The 21,451-nt window shown below is 41.8% G+C and carries 23 protein-coding genes and 2 pseudogenes; 24 read left to right on the top strand and 1 reads right to left on the bottom strand.

What is annotated here, in order from left to right; genetic code table 11:
- Positions 1 to 1,881 carry an ABC transporter ATP-binding protein gene (locus tag AB5Z12_RS08740; RefSeq protein ID WP_148461905.1) on the top strand — a complete coding sequence of 627 codons (1,881 nt, stop codon included), beginning with the start codon at positions 1 to 3 and terminating at the stop codon, positions 1,879 to 1,881.
- Positions 1,862 to 3,727 (top strand): ABC transporter ATP-binding protein, encoded by a 1,866-nt coding sequence (locus tag AB5Z12_RS08735; protein ID WP_330602488.1) that lies wholly within the window; start codon positions 1,862 to 1,864, stop codon positions 3,725 to 3,727. Before AB5Z12_RS08740 ends, AB5Z12_RS08735 begins: the two co-directional genes overlap by 20 nt.
- 207 nt (positions 3,728 to 3,934) lie before the next feature.
- Here the strand turns inward: AB5Z12_RS08735 and AB5Z12_RS08730 are convergent.
- Positions 3,935 to 4,072 (bottom strand): annotated as a pseudogene (locus AB5Z12_RS08730) (DUF6783 domain-containing protein).
- Here AB5Z12_RS08730 and AB5Z12_RS08725 point away from each other — a divergent pair.
- The 22 genes and pseudogenes from AB5Z12_RS08725 to AB5Z12_RS08620 all read left to right on the top strand — a co-directional run.
- Positions 4,022 to 4,141, top strand: a pseudogene (locus AB5Z12_RS08725) (DUF6783 domain-containing protein); the annotation flags it as partial. The pseudogenes AB5Z12_RS08730 and AB5Z12_RS08725 overlap by 51 nt on opposite strands.
- A gap of 82 nt (positions 4,142 to 4,223) precedes the next feature.
- Complete coding sequence (locus tag AB5Z12_RS08720) at positions 4,224 to 5,498, top strand: protein kinase (RefSeq protein ID WP_368368612.1); 1,275 nt, start codon at positions 4,224 to 4,226, stop codon at positions 5,496 to 5,498.
- A complete protein-coding gene (locus AB5Z12_RS08715) occupies positions 5,495 to 6,790 on the top strand; it encodes a hypothetical protein (RefSeq protein WP_173770082.1) in 1,296 nt (431 codons plus the stop codon). The genes AB5Z12_RS08720 and AB5Z12_RS08715 overlap by 4 nt, the downstream gene beginning before the upstream one ends.
- 318 nt (positions 6,791 to 7,108) lie before the next feature.
- Positions 7,109 to 7,756 (top strand): HAD-IA family hydrolase, encoded by a 648-nt coding sequence (locus AB5Z12_RS08710; RefSeq protein ID WP_148461902.1) that lies wholly within the window; start codon positions 7,109 to 7,111, stop codon positions 7,754 to 7,756.
- A gap of 29 nt (positions 7,757 to 7,785) precedes the next feature.
- Positions 7,786 to 8,592, top strand: a complete 807-nt coding sequence (locus tag AB5Z12_RS08705; RefSeq protein ID WP_195590289.1) for a CPBP family intramembrane glutamic endopeptidase — start codon at positions 7,786 to 7,788, stop codon at positions 8,590 to 8,592.
- A 203-nt stretch (positions 8,593 to 8,795) separates the two neighbouring features.
- Positions 8,796 to 9,167: a GntR family transcriptional regulator gene (locus AB5Z12_RS08700; RefSeq protein ID WP_148461901.1), complete on the top strand. Its 372-nt coding sequence runs from the start codon at positions 8,796 to 8,798 to the stop codon at positions 9,165 to 9,167.
- Positions 9,164 to 10,063 carry an ABC transporter ATP-binding protein gene (locus AB5Z12_RS08695; protein WP_148461900.1) on the top strand — a complete coding sequence of 300 codons (900 nt, stop codon included), beginning with the start codon at positions 9,164 to 9,166 and terminating at the stop codon, positions 10,061 to 10,063. Before AB5Z12_RS08700 ends, AB5Z12_RS08695 begins: the two co-directional genes overlap by 4 nt.
- Positions 10,041 to 12,206, top strand: coding sequence for a DUF6449 domain-containing protein (locus AB5Z12_RS08690; RefSeq protein ID WP_148461899.1), 2,166 nt, complete (start codon positions 10,041 to 10,043; stop codon positions 12,204 to 12,206). Before AB5Z12_RS08695 ends, AB5Z12_RS08690 begins: the two co-directional genes overlap by 23 nt.
- A gap of 22 nt (positions 12,207 to 12,228) precedes the next feature.
- The gene (locus AB5Z12_RS08685; RefSeq protein ID WP_148461898.1) at positions 12,229 to 13,083 is read left to right on the top strand and encodes a pseudouridine synthase; all 855 of its coding nucleotides are present in this window, start codon (positions 12,229 to 12,231) and stop codon (positions 13,081 to 13,083) included.
- A 264-nt stretch (positions 13,084 to 13,347) separates the two neighbouring features.
- On the top strand, positions 13,348 to 14,088 hold the full coding sequence (gene rpsB, locus AB5Z12_RS08680; RefSeq protein WP_118579468.1) for a 30S ribosomal protein S2: 741 nt from the start codon (positions 13,348 to 13,350) through the stop codon (positions 14,086 to 14,088).
- A 108-nt stretch (positions 14,089 to 14,196) separates the two neighbouring features.
- On the top strand, positions 14,197 to 15,135 hold the full coding sequence (tsf, locus tag AB5Z12_RS08675; RefSeq protein WP_148461897.1) for a translation elongation factor Ts: 939 nt from the start codon (positions 14,197 to 14,199) through the stop codon (positions 15,133 to 15,135).
- Between the two features lie 339 nt (positions 15,136 to 15,474).
- Positions 15,475 to 15,909: a DUF6075 family protein gene (locus tag AB5Z12_RS08670; RefSeq protein WP_118608517.1), complete on the top strand. Its 435-nt coding sequence runs from the start codon at positions 15,475 to 15,477 to the stop codon at positions 15,907 to 15,909.
- A 19-nt stretch (positions 15,910 to 15,928) separates the two neighbouring features.
- Positions 15,929 to 16,096 carry a DUF3970 family protein gene (locus AB5Z12_RS08665; RefSeq protein ID WP_118608518.1) on the top strand — a complete coding sequence of 56 codons (168 nt, stop codon included), beginning with the start codon at positions 15,929 to 15,931 and terminating at the stop codon, positions 16,094 to 16,096.
- An 11-nt stretch (positions 16,097 to 16,107) separates the two neighbouring features.
- Positions 16,108 to 16,884, top strand: coding sequence for a ParA family protein (locus AB5Z12_RS08660; RefSeq protein WP_173746006.1), 777 nt, complete (start codon positions 16,108 to 16,110; stop codon positions 16,882 to 16,884).
- Positions 16,877 to 17,764: a ParB/RepB/Spo0J family partition protein gene (locus tag AB5Z12_RS08655; protein ID WP_118608520.1), complete on the top strand. Its 888-nt coding sequence runs from the start codon at positions 16,877 to 16,879 to the stop codon at positions 17,762 to 17,764. The genes AB5Z12_RS08660 and AB5Z12_RS08655 overlap by 8 nt, the downstream gene beginning before the upstream one ends.
- Before the next feature lie 22 nt (positions 17,765 to 17,786).
- The gene (locus AB5Z12_RS08650) at positions 17,787 to 18,854 is read left to right on the top strand and encodes a DUF6017 domain-containing protein (protein WP_118608521.1); all 1,068 of its coding nucleotides are present in this window, start codon (positions 17,787 to 17,789) and stop codon (positions 18,852 to 18,854) included.
- Positions 18,851 to 19,237 (top strand): DUF6050 family protein, encoded by a 387-nt coding sequence (locus AB5Z12_RS08645; RefSeq protein ID WP_005426609.1) that lies wholly within the window; start codon positions 18,851 to 18,853, stop codon positions 19,235 to 19,237. The genes AB5Z12_RS08650 and AB5Z12_RS08645 overlap by 4 nt, the downstream gene beginning before the upstream one ends.
- Positions 19,203 to 19,490 (top strand): DUF6809 family protein, encoded by a 288-nt coding sequence (locus tag AB5Z12_RS08640; protein WP_015541255.1) that lies wholly within the window; start codon positions 19,203 to 19,205, stop codon positions 19,488 to 19,490. The genes AB5Z12_RS08645 and AB5Z12_RS08640 overlap by 35 nt, the downstream gene beginning before the upstream one ends.
- 59 nt (positions 19,491 to 19,549) lie before the next feature.
- Complete coding sequence (locus tag AB5Z12_RS08635; RefSeq protein ID WP_005426607.1) at positions 19,550 to 19,744, top strand: hypothetical protein; 195 nt, start codon at positions 19,550 to 19,552, stop codon at positions 19,742 to 19,744.
- The gene (locus tag AB5Z12_RS08630) at positions 19,731 to 20,027 is read left to right on the top strand and encodes a helix-turn-helix domain-containing protein (protein ID WP_242650178.1); all 297 of its coding nucleotides are present in this window, start codon (positions 19,731 to 19,733) and stop codon (positions 20,025 to 20,027) included. Before AB5Z12_RS08635 ends, AB5Z12_RS08630 begins: the two co-directional genes overlap by 14 nt.
- Positions 19,982 to 20,830, top strand: a complete 849-nt coding sequence (locus AB5Z12_RS08625) for a hypothetical protein (protein WP_368357526.1) — start codon at positions 19,982 to 19,984, stop codon at positions 20,828 to 20,830. Before AB5Z12_RS08630 ends, AB5Z12_RS08625 begins: the two co-directional genes overlap by 46 nt.
- A gap of 124 nt (positions 20,831 to 20,954) precedes the next feature.
- The gene (locus tag AB5Z12_RS08620) at positions 20,955 to 21,437 is read left to right on the top strand and encodes a PcfB family protein (RefSeq protein ID WP_059085509.1); all 483 of its coding nucleotides are present in this window, start codon (positions 20,955 to 20,957) and stop codon (positions 21,435 to 21,437) included.
- Positions 21,438 to 21,451 lie beyond the last annotated feature (14 nt).

Genomic DNA, 21,451 nt, shown 5'->3' with positions numbered 1-21,451 from the left:
ATGAAAGCGAAACATCATACAAATTTTCTGCCGGACAGGGTGTTTTCCTATTTTCAGAAAGAATGGAAAGTGCTTCTGGCAGTGACTATATCCGGTTTGATCTATAATATCGGCCTTCTGGCAGGTCCCTGGTTTGAGGGGAAAATGACCGGCTGCCTGGTGGATATCCTGAAAGGGGCTGACCAGTTTTCAGATATGCTGGTTCTGGTGCTGGGCTATGTGACCGCCATTGCAATTGTCCAGACTGCCAGATATATCAAGAGGTTTTATGTGCGGCGTTTTGCCAACAATGTAAATCGCAGAATGAAAGAAATCCTGTATGCTAGTCTGGTGCGGAAAAGTCGTGCAAGCCTTCGGGAAGAGGGGGAGGGAAGCATTATGACCAAGGCAATACTGGATGTGGATGACTGCGTAGAGGGAATGCGTAAATTCACTACGGAGATTTTTGATACAGGAGTTGCCCTGGCTGCTTATGCAGGAATGCTTTTGTGGTATGATTTCAGGCTTGCCTTGCTTTGCATGATTTTCCCGCCGGTTTCTTATATGACGGCGGAAAAAATGAAAAAAATGATCCAGATAACCGGAACTGCATACAAAGAGCAGTCTGGACATTTAAGTACAGCGACTCTGGATCGGGCGGAAAATGCTGTTACATACCGTGTTTTTGGATGTGAAGAGGATCGCCGCAAGGCATATGAAGAAAATCTTACCGCTTATGAAAAGTCAGCAGTAAAAGCGAATATCTGGAATTCCATCATGCCGCCTTTGTACCGGATCATTTCCATGACCGGGGTACTGTTTATCCTGTATTTTGGACAGAAAAATGTTCTGGGAACAGGCTGGAGCACATGGACGATTGCATCTTTTACTACTTTCCTGGCATGTTTTGTGAAGCTGTCCGTGAAGTCATCCAGTGCAGCGAAGCTGTTTAATGCAGTGCACAAGGCGCAGATTTCCTGGAAGCGTATTAAGCCGCTTTTGACAAAGCAGGAAGAAATTCCAAAGAGTGAGAAAAATGTGTCTGGAATTCTGGAAAATGGGAAAGTGGAAAAGATCGAAAATGTGTCTGCTAAACATGCAGAAGAAACATTGTCGCAGAAGGAACTATCTCAGCTAGAGATAGCCCAGTCAGAAATTCGTTACAGGAACGTAAAACAATTGCAGGTCCGTCATCTGAATTTTGCTTATCCGGATGGGAAACAGATTCTGAAGGATATTTCCTTCAAGGCTGAAAAAGGGCAGATGATCGGAATTACCGGACCAGTGGCCTGCGGAAAGTCTACTTTGGGAAAAGTATTTTTGTGCGAGTATCCATATGAAGGTCAGATTCTTGTGGATGGCAAAGAGCTTCAGAATATGCCCCAATCCTGGCAGACGAATATCATAGGCTATCTTGGTCATGATCCGGAGCTGTTTAACGACAGCGTGGAAAACAATGTGCTTATGGGTGAACAGAAAAAGACAGAGGATTTCCTGAAAATGGTTTGCATGGCAGAAGAAGTAAATGAGATGGATGATGGTTTACAGACTCTGGTAGGAAATGGTGGCGTACGTCTTTCGGGCGGACAGGGAAAACGTCTGGCTCTTGCAAGAACTCTTTGCCACAAAAAGCCAGTTCTGGTTCTGGATGATCCTTTTTCGGCTTTGGATAAGAGCACCGAGAGACAGATTTTTGCCAATTTGAAAGCACAGGCGAAAGAGAATATTGTGCTGCTGATTTCCCACCGTCTGTATCTGTTTCCGCAGATGAATCAGATCATCTGGATGGAAGATGGAAAAACAGTGGTGGGTACGCATGAAGAATTACTTGTGAAGGTACCGGAGTATAAGAAATTATTTACTGAGGAAGGAGGTGCAGAGAGTGAAGACAGACAGAAATAAGAACAACGTGAAATCAGAAGAAAATATGATTTTGGAAAAGAGCAGAAGGTCAGATGCAAATGTTTTTCCGGTAGAAAACAAGGGAAAAGGGAAAATTGCAAAAGCGAAAAAAAGACAGGTAAAAGGTGTGATCTGGAAAACAGTTCTGCAGCAGAAATGGCTGTCTATGGGTATTGTCTTTGCTGTAGCAGGCGCAGTGGTAACGGCTCTTATCCCGCCGCTGATCCTGGCAAAAATCGTAGATACAGTCACAGCGGGAAAAGCCGTGACATTCTGGGTGATTTTCCTTTATTTTGCAATGCTTGCACTTACCGGATTCATGGAATCTGCCAGGGAAGGTCTGCTTACCGTATTTGGGCAGAAAATCACACATGCACTTAGAAGCAGCCTTATGGAAAAATTCATATGCCTTACTTCTGACAAACTGACAGGGCTGGAACCTGGAACTCTGGCTTCACGCTTTGTTGGTGATGTAGATACTGTGGAAAATCTTTTTACCTCAGGGATCATCAGTATGTTTGCTGACGCCTGCAAGATTATCAGTATTCTGGTGGTGATCTGGTTTGAAAATAAGGGTCTCGCTGTGGTGCTTCTTGTAATACTGCCATTTCTTTTCTGGTTTACCAGACATGTGCAGAAAAACATGCTGGCAGCCCAGATCGAAAACCGTAAGGCTGTGGGAAGAGCCTCTGGACATGTGCCGGAAACCCTTCATAATATCCGTACCATCCATTGCCTTGGCAGGGAAAAATATATGGAAGAGCGTTACGACACTTACATCGGTGAAAGTTACCAGGCAATGGAGAGAACCAATTTTTATGATGCAGTATATTCACCGGTGATCTTGATTTTAAATGCAGTCGTGGTTGCAGCTGTGATGCTGCTTTCAGCATCTGGAAATAAGATGGTGCTCACGTTTTTTGGAATGTCTGCGGGAACTGCAGTGGCTGTGATCAACTATATTTCACAGATTTTTTCGCCGGTGGAAAGTCTTGGAATGGAGATTCAGACCATCCAGTCCGCGGTAGCTGGAATCCATAGGATTAATGAATTCTTTGGGCTGGAGGAGAAAGAAAATGGCGCACAGGAGAATGGAGATACCGAGAAAACCTGGAATAATCCGGCAACAAAAATAGAAGAAAACAGAAATGAAAAGATTAGCCGAAAGGAAGCGATGGCTGATATGGAAGAAAGGCACAGACTGGGAGCTTCTGGCAGTAATAGTTTTCCGTTTGTAGAATTCCGGAATGTAACCTTCGGCTATGATGAGCATGTGGTGCTGGAACATCTGAATTTCAAGGTGATGGATACCGATCAGGTGACTCTACTCGGACGAACTGGTGCAGGAAAGAGTACGATATTGAAGCTGCTTCTTGGACTTTATGAGCCGGATCAGGGACAGGTACTGCTCCACGGCATTCCGGCAACGGCTGTGAGGGCTGGAGAACGACGGAAACTCTTTGGATACGTAGAGCAGACTTTTCACATGGTGCCGGGAACCGTACGCGACCAGATTACATTATATGATGACCGGATCTCTGAGCGTCAGGTAAAGGCTGTTGCAGAGCTTACAGGTTTAAAAGAGGCGATTGAGAGTCTGGAAAATGGTTACGATACTTATTGCACCCCGGAGATTTTTTCCCAGGGACAGTGGCAGCTGCTATCCATCGCCAGGGCAGCAGTGGCAGAGCCCAAACTGCTTCTTCTGGATGAGATCACTGCAAACCTGGATGCGGAGACAGAGAAAGCTGTTCTGGCTGCATTGAAACGTGTGGCAAAGGATCGTACCGTTATTTCCATTTCACACAGAACGTCCGCAGAACTGGGAAAGACGATTCAGATTTAATTTGAGATTGTGAAAAGCACTTATAAAATTTTTATAAAGTGCTTTTCACAGTGGACTTTAAATGTTATAATTCTAATTACATTCTTAAATGTCTGATTCGAAGCTTTTTCAATCGCGCTTCGGAATAGCGGACATTTCATAATCACTAATTTTTTATCTTATTTATATTTATCATTTGCCGGAGATCGCCGACAGTATTCACTTAATTTATGCAGACAACGAGCTAGAGCCTGTTTGAAAAATCATTCCCGCAATCTGCACGCCCCACTTTGCGGGAGATTTCACCTGAATTCAGTTGCCGTAGCCCACTACGGCGCCCTCATCCGGGCGAAATCTCCCACAAATTGTGACGCACATCTTGCAGAAAGCCTTTTTCAAACACGCTCTAAAGCCTGTGCTTGCGTCAGACCTTGAAGCGTGTTTTGTCTCATTTTTGTTATTGAAAATAGTTACATGTTTTTATGAAAAAGAGGTGATTATCATCAATCTTACAGGTATGATCTTGAAAATGCGTTACTGTATCCTGGAGCAGGTAGGCGCAGGTGGGGAGGGGCATTTGTACCTTGCCAGGGATATGGAGCTTGGAAATTACTGGGCAGTAAAAGAACTTCCCCTTGAGAAAAAGCGTGAAGCCAGACTGCTGCGGCTTCTGGAACATCCATCCATTCCACGGATGGTAGATTATGTGGAAAATGGAGATCACTGTTATCTGATCATGGAATATATTCGTGGAAAGTCCCTTGGACAGATGTTAAAGGAGGGACATGTTTTTGCAGTGGATGAGCTTCTTTCCTACGGAGACACTGTGCTTGCAGTTCTGGAATATCTTCATGGGCAAAAACCGCCGGTATATTATGGGGACTTGAAACCGGATAATCTTATGCTTTCAGATTCGGGCAAATTGTATCTGGTGGATTTTGGGAGCGCGGTGTTTGGATTTGGAGAAAATCAGCGGATCTGTATGGGAACAGAAGGCTTTGCCGCTCCAGAACAATATGAGGGAAAAGTAAACAGCTCCAGTGATCTTTATGCTTTGGGAAAAACATTACAGGCGCTGGCAGGAAAAAACTGGTTATCCGTTTTGTGGAAAGCTCCGGGATTTGCTTTGTTTCTCTATAAATGTACCCGGCCTCAGGGGAAAAGACGATTTGAAAATGCGGCACAGGCAAGAAAAATGCTTTCTGGTATAGGAAAAAGAAAAGGGCTTGCCAGAAAAAATGCAGCGGTGGTGATTGGAACTACGGGGATTTTGCTGGCTGCAGGTGTATTTCTTGCAGGATCAGAGCAGCAGGCAGCTTTCGAAAGTGCATTGGCAGAAGTAACGAAAGGATATTACGAGATAGAGGAAAATGAGTCTTCTTCGTTGTCAAAGAAATTTGCAGCAGAAGCGGATAAAAAAAGTACAGACAAAGAAGCAGATAAATTTCTTCTTAAAAAATGCGAGCATGCAGAAAGTGCTTTGCAAAAACTGCAAAAAGAATATACGAAAGATGAAGAGCAGAGAAAATTGCTTTTATTATTGGCGGTAAATGCGGAACTTCAGAAAGAGTGGGAACGGGCAGCCGTGTATTATGAGCAGCTGCTGTTGTATGCGCCGGAATTTGCAGAAGGGTATGGGAAATATGGACTGTTCCTTTTGCGAAGAGGTCAGAAGAATTCCAGCAGGAGACTTTATGTTTTATACAGAAGCAGTAAGGCAGATGGGACGGATTGTAAGAGCGTTGAAATCTGGGAAAAACAGATGGAAAGTGAAACAGGTGAGGGAAAATGAAAAGATGGAGAAGCATAAGGAGAAAAATTGCGAAAAATTCAAATCGAAAAGGTATATATTCACACAGCATCTGGAATAACTTTCGGAAACCTGGAATTTATCTGATGGTGACAGTGATTTTACTTATTACCAAAGTTGGTATACTTTACACTTATGGTGGAGAATTTGGAGGATTTGATATCGATATTGGTGCTGATGAAGGTATATTTGATAATTGGGAGGAGGCTGAAGGAAATCAGGAAACTACGGAGCCAGAGCAGAAAGAAAATGGGGGCAGTAATGGTAATGAAAGTAATAACAACAGCAATAATGACAGCGCGAATAGCGGTAATAGCAGTAATGACATAGAAAATGACGGTAATAATAACAGTCACAATAGCGGCGGCAGTAACGATAACAACAGCGGGAATAATAACAGTAACAACAATAATAACAGTAACAACAATAATAACAATAATAACAATAACAGTAATAGCAACGCGGGAGCTGGCTTGTCGAAAACTGAGAACGGTGACAACACAGGTGATAAAGAGGGCTGGGAAAAACCTCAAGCTGCGGGTTCTGAGAGAAGACCAAAAGAAAACAAGAAAGAAAACAGTGTCACGGCAGCCTCATCGGCAAACAAAAACGCAGAGAATGAGAAAACGAATATAAATGCAGACAACAGTGCCAATGGAACTGAGTCTAAAAGCAATACTACAAAAAACACTCCCCGTGTAAAGAAGGATAGCTCAAAAAGCAAAGAAGAAAAGTCAGAAGATACCGCAGCAGATGAAAATATAAGTGAAAGCAGGATTACTGCCAGAGAAACAAAGAATACTGATCGGAAAAAAGCAGATAGGTCCAAAGCAAAAATTACGGAAAGTCCTAAAAAAGAAAATACCAGTGAGCATTTGAAGCTCACAGGAGCCGGCACGGTTTTTACAGCAGTAGGAATGACAAAGATATCTCATGGACTTGGATTCTATAACAAAAATGATGAAAATAGAGAAAAAAATGAAAACACAAATAAAAACAATAACATAAATGATAATAAAAATAGCACAATACGTTTTGTACACGAAGAAACAGTCCCTGTAAATGAATATCCTGAAATACAAGTTATAAGAACTACCGGTGAGCAGGATGTTACAATTCTGTCTTTGAACTTAAATGGTGATGAGATTTTCTGGCACCAGGAGGGGGATACCCTTATATTTGACCAGCCGATTACAGCGAAGGAAAATACTGTGAAAGTGATTGCTGTAATAGATGGGAGAAGAATTGTGCATATGCCTATATGGGAGTTTTGAAAGTGTGCATCAACTGTTACTGGTCACGGAGTGGTTACTGTTCATTGGTAACGTTCCGCGAGGCGTTTTTTGTGAACAAAGTTCACAGAAAACCCGAGAATTGCGGCGCGAAATCATGCGAATGCATGATTTCTGTGCATCGCGAAGCGCGTTACTGTGAACGGAGTGAACAGTAACACGGAGTGAATGGTAACCCTCAACTAAGATTTTGCCATCTGGACGTTATAAAGAAATGATGTTATAATTAACACCCATATAGCGAAAGACTTGAAAAATCAACGACAAAAATTACATGACGGTACAGGAGGCAAAACACAGATGTACAAAGCTATTTTATTTGATCTGGACGGAACTCTCACCGATTCCGGGGAGGGAATCACCAAATCCGTACAATATGCTCTGGAGAAGGTAGGAAAACCAGAACCAGATCTTCAGAAGCTGCGCATTTTTGTGGGACCGCCCCTTTTGGAGCAGTTTCAGGAATATGCGGGAATTGACGAAGAAACAGCAAGAAAGGCAGTTGAGATTTACAGAGAACGATACGCACCAGTGGGGATTTATGAGAATGAACTGTATCCTGGCATTCCGGAAATGTTATCCGGACTGAAACAAAGAGGATACAAGCTTGCCATTGCGTCTTCCAAACCAGAGAATTTCGTGAAGATCGTTGCGGAATATTTCCATATTGATTCTTATTTTGACGAGATGGTTGGAAGTGAGCCTGAGGGTAGACGAACCAATAAGACAGAGGTGATCGAGGAAACTCTGAAGCGGCTGGGATTTTCTGAACACCGTGACCAGGTGATCATGGTGGGGGATAAAGAGCATGATGTATTTGGGGCAAGACGCGCCGGATTGGAATGCATTGCAGTTTCCTATGGGTACGGAACCGAAGAAGAACTGAAAAATGCCCATCCTTTTAAAATTGTGAATTCGGCAGAGGAAATACTGGATTTTTTCGCCTGAGCCCCAGAAGAAAACAGAAAATGCCGGTTTTGGCATGGAAGTGTCTGTATCCGGTGGGAATCCATTTTGTGCTTTCCCAGCTTGTCTCCTATCTGGGACTGTATTTTCTGGTGCAGCGGACTGGCGCAGATATGAGTGCATATTACCAGCATGTGCTTATGCTGACTGGTCTGACAGGGATTTTGGCTGCAGTTCCCTGCATATTGTTGTATCGGGGCGATTTTTCAAGAAGAAAAGAAACCGGGATATTATATCCTGCAGCTGATCGTCACCTTCCTGTTCCTGAAATTCTGGGGTTTCTTATAATTGGCGCATTTCTTGGTCAATATGGAAACATTCTGGTAGGGCTTTTTCAGCAATATTTGAATCCGGAAGCTTATCAGGAAACTCAGTCCTTGATTTCCGAGGGGAAAAGTATCTGGAGTCTGATTTTCTGGATGGGGATTGCAGCACCTTTTGCAGAAGAGGTTATTTTCCGCTGGCTGGTATTTCTTCGTATGAGAGATAATATGCGCGTGATCACAGCTGCACTGTTTTCAGGACTGACATTTGGAATTTACCATATGAATCTGCTCCAGGGAGTGTATGCAACTATTATGGGATTGCTTTTCGCATTGATCCTGGAATGGAGAGGAAATCTGTTTGCCAGTGTATTTCTTCATATGGGGGCAAATATCTGGAGCCTGCTGGTCAGTGATGTGATGCTGTACATGCTGGATCATACAGGAGCCACATCCGTAATTGCACTGAATCTGTTTCTTGTTTTTGCAGGAACTTATGGTATCTGGAGATGCTATAAGAATTATCAGAAACGAGGATGTACGAGGCTGATATAAAGCATAATCAGAAATATATTAAGAAAAATAGAAGACCTTCTTACAAAATCCTGGAAAAACAGGGGAGATTGTGAGAAGGTTTTTTGTTGGCGCATTCCACTTTATAAACATTTAAGAATTTCCCGTCTTGAATTTAAAGTACACATATGCTATCTTAAGTGTATTAAATGTATTAATACACTTAGAAAGGAGGAAGCATGTCTATGATCGTTTTGGATTATCAGGACAGAAGGCCACTGTACGAGCAGGTGGAGGAGAAATTTCGGAATCTGATCCTGATGGGAGTACTGGAGCCAGGCTCCAGAATGCCCTCTGTGCGGCAGCTGGCCATGGAATTATCGATCAACCCAAACACCATCCAGCGTGCTTACATGCAGCTGGAACAGGAGGGACTGATCTACCCGGTTAAAGGAACAGGAAACTTTATCGCAGACAGTGAAGAAGTGCGTAAACTTAGCAAAGCTTCCTATATAAAAGAACTGAAAACCCTGATCCGGAAGGGAAAGGCTATGGGAATGGAAGCGGAAGAGCTGATCTACATTATTAGGGAGTGTTACAAGGAGGAGAAGCCATGATAGAAGTCAAAGAATGCAGTAAGGCGTTTGGCACTGTCAAAGCGGTCAATAAAGCAACTCTGGATGTTGGGGTGCGGGAAGTGTTTGGTCTTGTGGGCAGTAACGGCGCCGGGAAAAGCACCCTGCTTCGGATGATGGCTGGAATTATAAAGCCAGATGAAGGGGAAATCCAGATTGACGGTATGCCAGTGTATGAAAATGAAGAAGCAAAGAAACTGTTTTTTTATATCTCAGATGATAGTTATTTTCCGACAAATTATACAGCAATGGATCTGGTGCGCTTTTACCGAAATTTTTATCCTCAGTTTCGAACCAGGCTTTTTCATGAACTGATGGAACAATTTCATCTGGAAGAAAATCGCAGAATTGCAACTTTTTCCAAAGGTATGAAAAAACAGGTTCTGGTAATCATCGGTGTGTGCGCGGCAACGAAATATCTGTTTTGCGATGAGACCTTTGATGGACTTGATCCGGTAATGCGTCAGGCAGTAAAGAGCCTGTTTGCAGCGGAGATCATGAACCGGGAATTTACGCCTGTGATCGCGTCTCACAATCTGCGCGAACTGGAAGATATTTGCGATCATGTCGGACTTTTGCATAAAGGGGGGATTCTTCTTTCCAAAGATCTGGAAGACATGAAATTTCACATTCACAAGATCCAGTGTGTGCTTAGTGGAAGACAGCAGGAAAAAGAACTGGAAAAGGAACTTCAGGTTTTGAAGGTGCAGCATCAGGGTTCTCTTCTTATGATAACGGCCCGGGGAACCAGAAGTGAGATCATGGAGAAAATCCAGGCGAAAAATCCTCTTTTCATGGAGGTGCTTCCTCTGACCCTGGAGGAAATTTTTATCAGCGAGACGGAGGTGGCAGGCTATGAAATCAAAAATTTATTCTAGCAGATATATGAAGGTAACATCAAAAGGGCTGGTGTGGATACCGGCTTTTGTGACCATTGGATTTCTTCTGGCCTTTCCGGTGGCAGAGCTGATCATGCTGGGAAACTGGTTCGGAATGGAATACACGGCCAGAGAAATAAATGCCCTTTATGTAAATCTGTGGCAGAATGGATTCATGATTACCGGACTTGCGGTTGCAGCGCTTGCGGCACTGTTTAATGGGATCAGCCAGTTCTGGTACCTGTATTCACTGCGGAAAATTGACTTCTACCACAGTCTTCCTGTGAAACGAAACAGGATGTTCTGGTACAAGACTTTGCAGTCACTTTTATATTTTTTGGTGCCGTATCTGGTGATGGAATTTTTTGCCATCTGTATCGGGGCGATGAGAGGATTTTTCAGTCTTCATCTTATGAAACTGGCGTTCCTTATGATGGTATTTCATCTGATGTTGTATTTACTGATGTATTTTTCTGTTGTGCTGGTGATCTGCATTACAGGGCATCTGCTTATGGGAGCGCTGCTTCTGGTGGCTGCTGTAGCTTATGGACCAGTGCTTTCTGTGCTGTTGGATTTATATGAAATGGCATTTTATTATACACGCAGTGAGAGTTCTTATGGTTTCGTAAAATGGCTGAAAGAGATGGCTTCACCATTTACCATTTCTTATACCTTCGTGAAAAAATATGCAGAGGGAAATTACGGCGGAATACTGATTGCAGTGATTCTGGTAACTGCGGCATTGGGAGGTCTTGGATATTACGCCTTTGTACATAGAAGATCAGAGAGAACAGGGATGGCTTTTGTTTTTCCATGGATCGGTACTGTAGTAAAATTTCTGATCGTGGTACCTGGAGGCCTTGGAATTGGATTTATTTTCTATATGCTGTCAAGTGACAGTTCCAGAACGATCTGGTGGATTTTTGGATTGATTCTTGGAACCCTTCTTGCTGGCGGTATTATGGAAATTATTTATTACAGGGATTTCCGGAGATTCTTTTCCCATAAGATCCAGCTTGTGATAAATGGGGCATGTGTAGCACTTGTGGCGTGTGTGTTCTTTTTTGACCTGACAGGATATGACGAATATGTTCCTTCCTATGACAAGATTGAAAATATCGCAATCGGATCTGTGGATACCGAAAAGGAAACTACTTATAATGTGAAAGTAAATGAAGATGGTACTGTTGCCATGCTGGATTCCGGATATTATTTGAATGGGGATTCGACGGGAAATGATCTGGGAATTGACCAGAATCTTTTTGACAGTATAAAAGAAATTGCAAAAGAGAGCAAGGAGACATGTAAAGAAATTATAGGAAACAGCACAGCATTGTGGTTCAGCAATCTGTGGGATCCTTCTAGAAATACATTAGGACTTAAGGTACGGTATGACCTGAAATCAGGAAGTGCCATCTATCGTTACTATATGGTAAGCCTGGATGACATAAAGAATTTGTGGAAAGAGGGCATGGCTGAGGGACCCCTGAAGGCTGAGCGTTATTCCATTCTGAATCTGGATGACAAATATGTGGATGAGGTAAGATGTGATTTTATAACCGGACAGTCAATTTTCCTTTTCCAGGATAATAAGGCGAAGAAACAGCTGCTGGTGGATGCTTTCCGGCAGGATGTGGAGGAGGCTGATCCAGAGGTGCTGACAGGGGAACCTTGCGCAAGCCTGACCATTGGCTATTCTGATGTACCATCTGTGGAAGGTACGGACGACATGGTAGTGGGCAAAACAGGAGATTATTCTTTTTCTCCATGCTTCTATGTATTCCCACAGTTCAAAAGGACAGTTGAAATTTTGAAGGAAACAGGGTATCCTATTTCTATGGATGATGTGAACTTAAGTTCTGTGGAAGTTCAATATTATATGAATGAGAATCAGAATGAAGTTTCTTCCCCGATTATTTACAATAAGCCGGAGCAGCTGAGTGAGCTGAAAAAAGCCTTGAGATGTTATCAGATGGTACCGTTCTGGGAAAAACAGGAACTGGACGGCTGGGCCAGCCTGAAGGTTGTGATCGACGGCATGGAAACAGAGGTGGCCTGGTCTATCATGGCGAAGGATGTTCCGGAATTTATGAAGGAAGATTCTCAGCGGGCATTGTCCTTTGAGGTTTTGGACGAGGAATAAAGTAGAAGGTAAGGTAGTATAAATGGGAAAAGCAGTGAGACTGGATAAATTTCTGGCAGATTCCGGAGCTGGCACGAGGACAGAAGTGAAGAAGCTGATCCAGAAGGGAATGGTTCAGGTAAATGGTGAGACGGCGAAAAAGCCAGAGCTGAAGGTAGACCCGGAGAGGGACGTGGTGGAATTTGGCGGAGAGCGCCTGGGCGCTCGGGCAGAATTTGTGTATTATCTTTTGCACAAGCCTGCCGGGTATGTAAGCGCCACGGAGGACATCAGGGAAAAGACGGTTCTGGAACTGGTGCCAAAGGATGGCAGGCGGAATCTTTTTCCTGTAGGACGTCTGGATAAGGATACAGAAGGCTTGCTTCTTATTACAGATGACGGCCAGCTGGCCCACCAGCTGCTTTCTCCGAAGAAACATGTGGATAAAACTTATTTCGCTGTGACGGAAGGCAAAGTAGTGCCGGAGGATATAGAGAAGATCCGGGTAGGTGTGGATATTGGAGATCAGGAGCTGACATTGCCGGGAAAGCTGGAGATTCTTAAGAGTTGGGAAGAAAACCCAGAGCAGGGAGTTGCCAGTGGTAAAGATTGCGAAGGAAAAAATGTTAAAGGTGACTCTGAAACAATGACGGCCAAAGCAAATAATGAGGAATATAAAGCAGACGTGGAAAAGAGTTCCTGGCGCTCGGAAATCCTTCTGACTATTCAGGAAGGACGTTTTCATCAGGTGAAGAGAATGATGGAAGCGGTTGGAAAGAAAGTAATCTACTTGAAACGGATTTCTATGGGCTCGCTGACTTTGCCAGATGATCTGCCAAAAGGCCAGGCACGAGAGCTGACACCTGGTGAACTGGCGGCGCTCAGACTGGGGAAATAGCTTATCTGAAATGCTTTTGCAGAAATGAAAGAACCCTGTTGGGAGAACGGGGGAATGAATTTGTTAAAACGTTGAAAAGCCTAAAAATAGCGGAAAAATTTGCAAAAACCCTCTTTACACGGAGGGTTTTGTCATGTTATAATGCAAAAGTTGTAAACCATCAAACACGCATGGAGATTCCCAGGATGGTGCCCTGCGGTGTGAGGCTGGGTCCGAGAGGAAAAGGATCCATGCGGAAGAATTTAACCAAAAGGAGAAAAAGACATGAGCGTTATTTCAATGAAACAGCTTTTAGAGGCAGGTGTTCATTTCGGACATCAGACAAGAAGATGGAACCCTAAAATGGCTCCATACATCTACACAGAGAGAAATGGTATCTACATTATCGACTTACAGCAGTCTGTAGGAATGGTTGACGATGCTTATAATGCAATCGCTGATATCGTAGCTAACGGCGGAAATATCCTTTTCGTTGGTACTAAGAAACAGGCTCAGGACGCTATCAAGACAGAGGCTGAGCGTTGCGGACAGTTCTATGTAAATGAGAGATGGTTAGGCGGTATGCTTACCAACTTCAAGACTATCCAGAGCCGTATTGCGAAACTGAAAGAAATCGAGACCATGGAGTCTGATGGAACATTCGATGTTCTGCCTAAGAAAGAAGTTATCGCTTTAAGAAAAGAATTAGATAAACTTCAGAAGAACCTTGGCGGTATCAAAGAAATGAAGAGACTTCCAGATGCTATCTTCGTAGTAGATCCTAAGAAGGAAAAGATCTGCATTCAGGAAGCTCATACACTGGGAATTCCGCTTATCGGAATCTGCGATACTAACTGTGACCCAGAAGAACTGGATTACGTAATCCCGGGTAACGATGACGCTATCCGTGCTGTAAAACTGATCGTTTCCAAGATGGCTGACGCAGTTATCGAAGCAAACCAGGGACAGACAGACGCTGAGGGAGAAATCCAGGCTGAGTCTGAAGAGTTCGCTACAGAGGAATAATTTGTAAAAATTCTGGACGTCAGTTGTGAATGAGCTATGCCTGCATAGGCATATCCACAGCTGACGGACAGGTCCTTACAACACACTATCAATCAGGAGGAAATGAAAATGGCTATTACAGCAGCACAGGTAAAAGAGTTAAGAGAGATGACCGGCGCTGGTATGATGGACTGTAAGAAAGCTCTTACAGCTACAGAAGGCGATATGGATAAAGCAGTAGAGTTCCTTCGCGAGAAAGGTCTTGCTACCGCTCAGAAGAAAGCAAACCGTGTTGCGGCAGAGGGTCTTTGCAAGACACTTGTTGCTGACGATGCTAAGAACGCAGTTGTTGTTGAGGTTAACTCCGAGACAGACTTCGTTGCTAAGAACGAGAAATTCCAGCAGTATGTTGCAGATGTTGCAGCTCAGGCTCTGACAACTACAGCAGCTGATATTGATGCTTTCCTTGCAGAGGCATGGGCACTTGATACCACTAAGACTGTAAAAGAAGCTCTTGCAGCTCAGATTGCAGTTATCGGTGAGAACATGAATATCCGTAGATTCGCTCAGATGAAAGAGGAGAACGGTTTTGTTGCTTCCTACACACATATGGGGGGAAAGATCGGTGTTCTTGTTGACGTTGAGACAGATGTTGTAAACGACGCTGTTAAAGAGATGGCTAAGAACGTTGCAATGCAGGTTGCAGCTCTGAAACCTCTTTACACAAGCGACAGCGAAGTAAGCGCTGAGTATATCGAGCATGAGAAAGAAATCCTTATGGCTCAGATCCAGAACGATCCTAAGGAATCCCAGAAACCGGAAAAGGTTATTCAGGGAATGATCACAGGACGTATCAAGAAAGAGCTTAAAGAGATCTGCCTTCTTGACCAGATTTACGTAAAAGCAGAAGACGGAAAACAGTCCGTTGGAAACTACGTAGCACAGGTTGCTAAAGAAAACGGCGCTAAGATCACAATCAAAGGCTTCGTTCGTTACGAGACCGGAGACGGAATTGAGAAGAAAGAAGAAAACTTTGCTGAGGAAGTTGCAAAACAGATGGGTAAGTAATCCATTAGCTTAAGTTTTCATTATATTATTTTAATAAGTCTAAATTTAAGTATTTAAAGGCCCTGAAAGCCTTATAAACACTACGTTTCACAGTGATTATAAGGTTTTCGGGGCTTTTTTCTATATTTTTCTAAAAAAGTCCTAAATACCGCCAAGCATCGCTGGAAATCACCAAGAATCTTCTAAAATTGAGTATTGAGTAAGGAAAAACTGAGTAAAAGCAAAGGCTTGCAATCTTCAGCGAAGTTACTCAAATTATCAGCGGTTTCATCAGATCACCATAATTTTCAAAAAACAAATTATAAACTTAAAAACCAATTTTATAAGGAGGAGATCAGTATGGCAAGTACAGCGATAGGCGCAGCTGGCGAGGATGCTCGCACAATAACTTTTATGAACAAAGAACATAAGGAGTTCTATTTGGAATATCTGCCAAAATGCAGATGGAAAGATGTATATCACAAAGCATTGGTATATTGTCTTGGAATCGACAGAGATACACGAAAACACGTTAACAGAATTTATGATTTTAAAAATGGCAGTGTGAAGCCAGAATGTCTGCAGGAAGGATGGCAGACAAGTGGTAGTGTCAGAGTTGTACGCATGGCATTTAATCTCTACTGCAACGGTACACCCAGTGTCTATGACTATGAAGATGCGGAAAAGCAGTTATCGGAGTGCAGCTGTTATACAGTAGAAGATCTGTTTTGCTGTGGGTATGCAAAATTCTTTTGGGAGGCAATAAAGATACGTTATCCGGAGTATTGCTCCTAAAAATGATTGGAGGTCAAAAATGCTGAAAATCAGATTACAGGGAACAACAAATGAACTGAAATGGTTTCGAAAAATATTGGAAAAGAATAGTAACTTTGAAATTTTAAGTATATCAGAGCCTTATGCAAATAAGGGAACAAACAAATATTTTCGTGTGTATGTAGACGTCGAAAGAATCAGACATTAGGAGGAAAAGTTATGTGCAGAGTAATCGCAATCGCAAATCAGAAAGGTGGAGTGGCAAAGACCACTACCACTATCAATCTTGGAGTAGGACTGGCCAAGGAAGGAAAGAAAGTTGTACTGGTTGACGCAGATCCACAGGGGCATTTGACAATGGGGCTTGGATTTCCAAAGAATTTGAGAGTGACACTGAAAACAATGATGGAAAATATTATCATGGGATTAGAGTTTGATCCCAAGGAGGCCGTTTTACATCATGCGGAAGGAATAGATGTGATTCCATCTAACAAACTACTTTCGGGAATGGATATGTCATTGTTCACAGTAGAGGACAGAGAAAAAGTTTTAAAGGAGTATTTGGAACTTCTGGAACAGGAGTATGACTATATTTTAATTGACTGTATGCCCTCATTGGGAATGTTGACAATCAATGCCCTTACTGCAGCTGACAGTGTATTGATTCCGGTACAGCCACAATATTATGCGGCAGATGGACTTATGGAATTGCTGAAAGTTGTGAAAGGAATTCATCAGAGATTCAATCCAGCTTTACAGATTGAGGGAATTTTGTTTACTATGGACAGTTGTCATTATAACAACTCAAAGAGAAACAAGCAGGCAGTGCGAGATGCTTATGGAGCAGAGATTAAAATTTTCAATCAAACGATTCCAAGAACAGAAGCTCTTGCCGAAACTGCATCAGAAGGTGTCAGTATTTTTTCTTACGATGCAAAAGGAAAAGGTGCGTACAGTTATCAGGCACTTGTCCAGGAGGTGCTGAATCATGCGTAAACCTAAGAAAGAAATTCAGCTTACTTCTTATGATGAATTGCTTGGAATCAATGAAGCAGAACAAAATAGCTTCAATCAGGTTTTTGAAGTGCCGCTAAACGAGTTATATCCGTTTAAAAATCATCCATTTCATGTAAATGATGATGAAAAAATGGCTGAAACAGTAGAAAGTATCAAGAATTATGGCATCTTAAATCCTGCATTGGTACGTCCTCGCGCAGAGGGAGGATATGAACTGATTGCTGGTCACAGGAGAAAACGTGGTTGCGAACTGGCTGGAAAAAGTAAAATGCCAGTACTCATACGAAACTATACCGATGATGAAGCCGTAATCGTTATGGTGGATTCTAATATACAGAGAGAAAATTTGCTTCCAAGCGAAAAGGCATATGCTTATAAGATGAAGATGGATGCAGTAAAACATCAAGGCATAAAAGACGAAAACGCAGTTTCTGTTGACAGTGCAGATCTGGTTGGACAGGCTGCAGGTGACAGTGGAAGAACCGTTCAGCGTTACATACGCTTGACCTGTCTTATTCCGGAATTGCTGAAATTGTTGGATGAAGGAAAGATTAATTTTACAGTAGGTGTTTCATTAACCTATTTATCAGAAACGGAGCAGATTTGGGTGAAAGACTGCATAGTGTCTGGGGCAAGCTCTGTTACAGGTTCAATGGCAACAAAACTGAAGCAATACAGCGGTGAAGGTAAACTGACAGAATTAGCGGTACAGCTTATTCTGAATGAAAAGAAAACAGAGACAGGAAAAGTTACTTTAACTGAAAAGAAAATACGAAAGTATTTCCCAAAGGAATATAACAGAGAACAGATTGAACAGGTTATCTATGAACTGCTTGATAACTGGAAGAAAAGCCAATAACGAGGGAAGGAGGGAAAGCAAAATGGCAAAATCCGAAAGCACAAAAATAGAGTTTGGTTATTTTCACGATTATGAATCGGAACAGTTTGCTTTTTACCGTATTCCCAAAGTATTATTCACAGATGAATATTTCCGTAATCTGTCCAGCGATGCAAAGGTTCTTTATGGGCTGATGCTGGACAGAATGGCTTTGTCTATCAGAAATAATTGGGTGGACAATGAGGGGAAAGTTTATATCATATTTACATTGGAACAAGTGATGGAATATATGAACTGCGGAAAAGACAAAGGTGTGAAAATTCTTGCAGAATTAGATACTGATAAAGGAATTGGTTTGATTGAAAGAGTAAAGAGAGGATTGGGAAAACCAACAATTATTTATGTAAAGAGCTTTGTATATAGAAAAGAAAAAGTATTAGATTCGGCAGAGAATGATAACAGAAGTCAAGAAGTCGGAAAAGCCGAAGTCAAGAGTTCGGAAAAACCGAAGTCTGGAGTTCTGGAAAGTCGAAGTCAAGAGTTCGGAAAAACCGAAGTCTGGAAGTCGGAAAAATCGAAGTCAAGAGTTCGGAAAAACCGAAGTACAGAAGTCGGAAAAACCGACCCTAATAATACTAATTATAATTATACTGATATTAGTAATACTGACAGAAGTAATACTGATCTTATCAATCTTTCAGATTCTTCCGAACAGCAGTCAATGGATTTGATGGAAGAGATGGGGTTATTCCAGATGAATACTGCACTTGTAAAAAGAAATATTGAATATGACTGTCTTGTACAACGATGCAGACTAGGGGAACAGCAACAGTTGGATGAAATTGTGGCACTAATTGTGGAAACAATCAGCATAGAACGGGAGAATATTACGATCAGTGGAGTGAAATACCCATATCAGTTCGTAAAAAGCAGATTATTGTTGCTGGAAGAAAGCCACATAGAGTATGTACTTGACTGTCTGCATGAGAATACCAGGGAAGTAAAGAACATAAAAGCGTATTTGCTTACCTGTCTTATGAATTCAATAACGACAATAGGCAATTATTACCAGGCAAAAGTAAATCATGATATGTACGGAGGTGGCATATGAGAGGAAAAGAAATTATAACAAAATTGATAATTCCTGGTGCAATAGCTATGATTATCTGCTTAATTGTTCACCCTATGTGCATGAATGGTGAAATATTAGACTGGAGAAAATTATTGCTTTTTGTGGGAATACCTTTCGGAATCCAGAAAATGTTTTTGTTGGTCGTTCCAAGAAATGTGGGGACAGGGGAAATGCTTGGTTTGGTGGTACTTAAACTGATGGTAGGAAGTTTGATTGGAATAGGGGTTCTTGCCTGGAGATTATTAGCTGTAGCAGGCATTTTGCTAAAAAACGGCATTTCTGGAATTATATGGATCATAAAAAGACTGAAAGAAATGGTGATCAAAAATGAGCGAAAAGCAACTGGAAAAATTGTATTATAGCATTTATCCAATGAATCAATGTGAGACACAAAGTAAAAGTTATGAAGAGACAAAGGAACTGTGTGAAACATTAGAAAAGGAAATGATAAGTCTAATGAGTCCGGATCTGCAGGCAATGTTTGAGGATTACAAGGAATATACTTTAAATCTTAAACAAACAGAACAGAGAGACGCTTACATAGATGGATTAGCGTTTGGGATTCGCACAATTTCGGAAGCCTTTTTACATGAGAACAAAAATAGAATATGGTGATTGAAAAAGCAGTCTGTCAAGGCTGCTTTTTCTGTACCGCTTACATAGGAGGATGAGATGTGATTGATTTGATAATTATTATTATGGCAGGAATAGTGCTTTTGTTTTTGCTGTCTTGTTGCTTTATGGTTGCAAGGCTATTGGATGAGGAAATATCTATGTATGGATATGAAGGAAAAGAAAACTGGGAAAGGGAACAACTTCCCGACAAATTGTCGAGAAGTTCAACAGATGAAAGACATGGAGATAAATGAAAAGATTCGTTATTTTCGGAAACAGAGAGGGCTATCGCAGGAGCTGCTTGCAGAACGAACAGGAATTAATGTGAATACAATTCGGAAGTATGAAATAGGCATACGAAAGCCGAAAGTAGAACAATTAAAGAAAATTGCGGATGGACTTGAAATTAGTGTAATAGAATTTTTGGATATTGAAATAGAAAATGAAGCGGACTTGATTGCTATGCTGAAAAAAATCAGTCCGTTTTTTAAATGGGACGGATTGCTTCATGTATTGGTGGGGGAAAAGTTTTTATGATTGGTGTTGGAAGTGCATTGGTATCACTGTTGCTGATCTTTGTTTGTTATTCACTGACACTGACAGCGAAAAGAGCAGATGAAAATTTATTGATGATTTGTGAAAAGAATCAGAAAAATGAAGAAGAGAGAGGAAACCGAGAAATGGAATCACAGAGAGACATTTTAAGAGTAATTGAAAAAGAAATCAAAAAAGGAAGTGCGCCAGTTGCATTTGCAGGTTTGGGGTTTTCCGAGGAATGTTATCATTTGGTAGATAGTCAGGCTAAGATGAACCAACTTTTAGATTATTTTTTTCGCAATGAAGAATACGCAGCTTTGGCAGAGCGGCAGGTGAAAAGTAATATCTATGCAGAAATGGGCAAAAGGCTGAATTTCCGTAGTGCCAGATCTGATCGAGACAGAAAGAATATGGAGGTAGCGGCAAAACGATGGATTAAGAAAAAGCATCCAACATTTGATGGTGATGTATATGTCGAAAATATCCGGTGTTTTCTGGACATTTCCCAAGAAGAGTTAGAAAAACGTAAATGTACAGTCAATGAACAGGATACGACAGCACTTATTTTCAGCCAGAAACATCTTGAAGCATTATACTTGCAATGTCTTATGCACAGACGAAATGCGATGCAAGAGATTCCGGAATTAAAAGGTTTGTCAGAAACGTGCAACAGGATTTATAAATTGCAGGATGTAGATGTATTATTCCAATGCCTGCTGATGGATCAGATGGATTGGGAAGAAGAAAAGTTATATGTGCAGTTCAGCACAATTTATTTATTGAAGCAGACAGTGAAAAATTAAAACCCATGACTTCTCGACAATTTGTCGGGAAGTGGAAAGGAGTCAAATTCCAATGAAAATATATCTCCCCCATCTGTTAGTACCACCGTAATTTGCTGATCAGAGTCGAAAGGAGGCGTGCAAATTGCAGGAAGAAGTTACTCAGAAAACAATCGCATTGTCGGTTAAAACTGCAAGAGTGACTGCCGACGTGTTAAAAAATATGCTGCGGAAGTATCTGTCAGGACAGAAGCAAAAGGGAAAGAATTCTTATAAGGTTGGAAAACAGTCATACAAAGAATTGAAAAGCCAGGGTTCTGGTTTATCTAATATTGAGATCACAGATGGAAATATCAAGTCTTTTGAACGTGTGGCGAAAAAATACCGTTTAGATTTTGCCTTGAAAAAAGACAGTTCGACCAAGCCACCGACCTACTATGTGTTCTTTAAAGGACAGGATACAGAAATGATGAATCTGGCATTTAAGAAATATTTGGGTGTACAGATGAACAAAAAGGATAAACCATCTATTATGAAAAAACTTATGCACTTTAAGGATGCTGTGTCTAAAGGAAAGAACAGAGAACGAGCAAGAGAACAGCAGAAAGACAGAGGGCAGAGTTTATGACGGAGAAAAAACAG

It is taken from the genome of Ruminococcus sp. RTP21358st1_G6_RTP21358_211008 (assembly GCF_040908885.1).
Lineage (GTDB): Bacteria > Bacillota > Clostridia > Lachnospirales > Lachnospiraceae > Blautia_A > Blautia_A faecis.
This window is presented reverse-complemented; position numbering and strand designations above follow the sequence as displayed.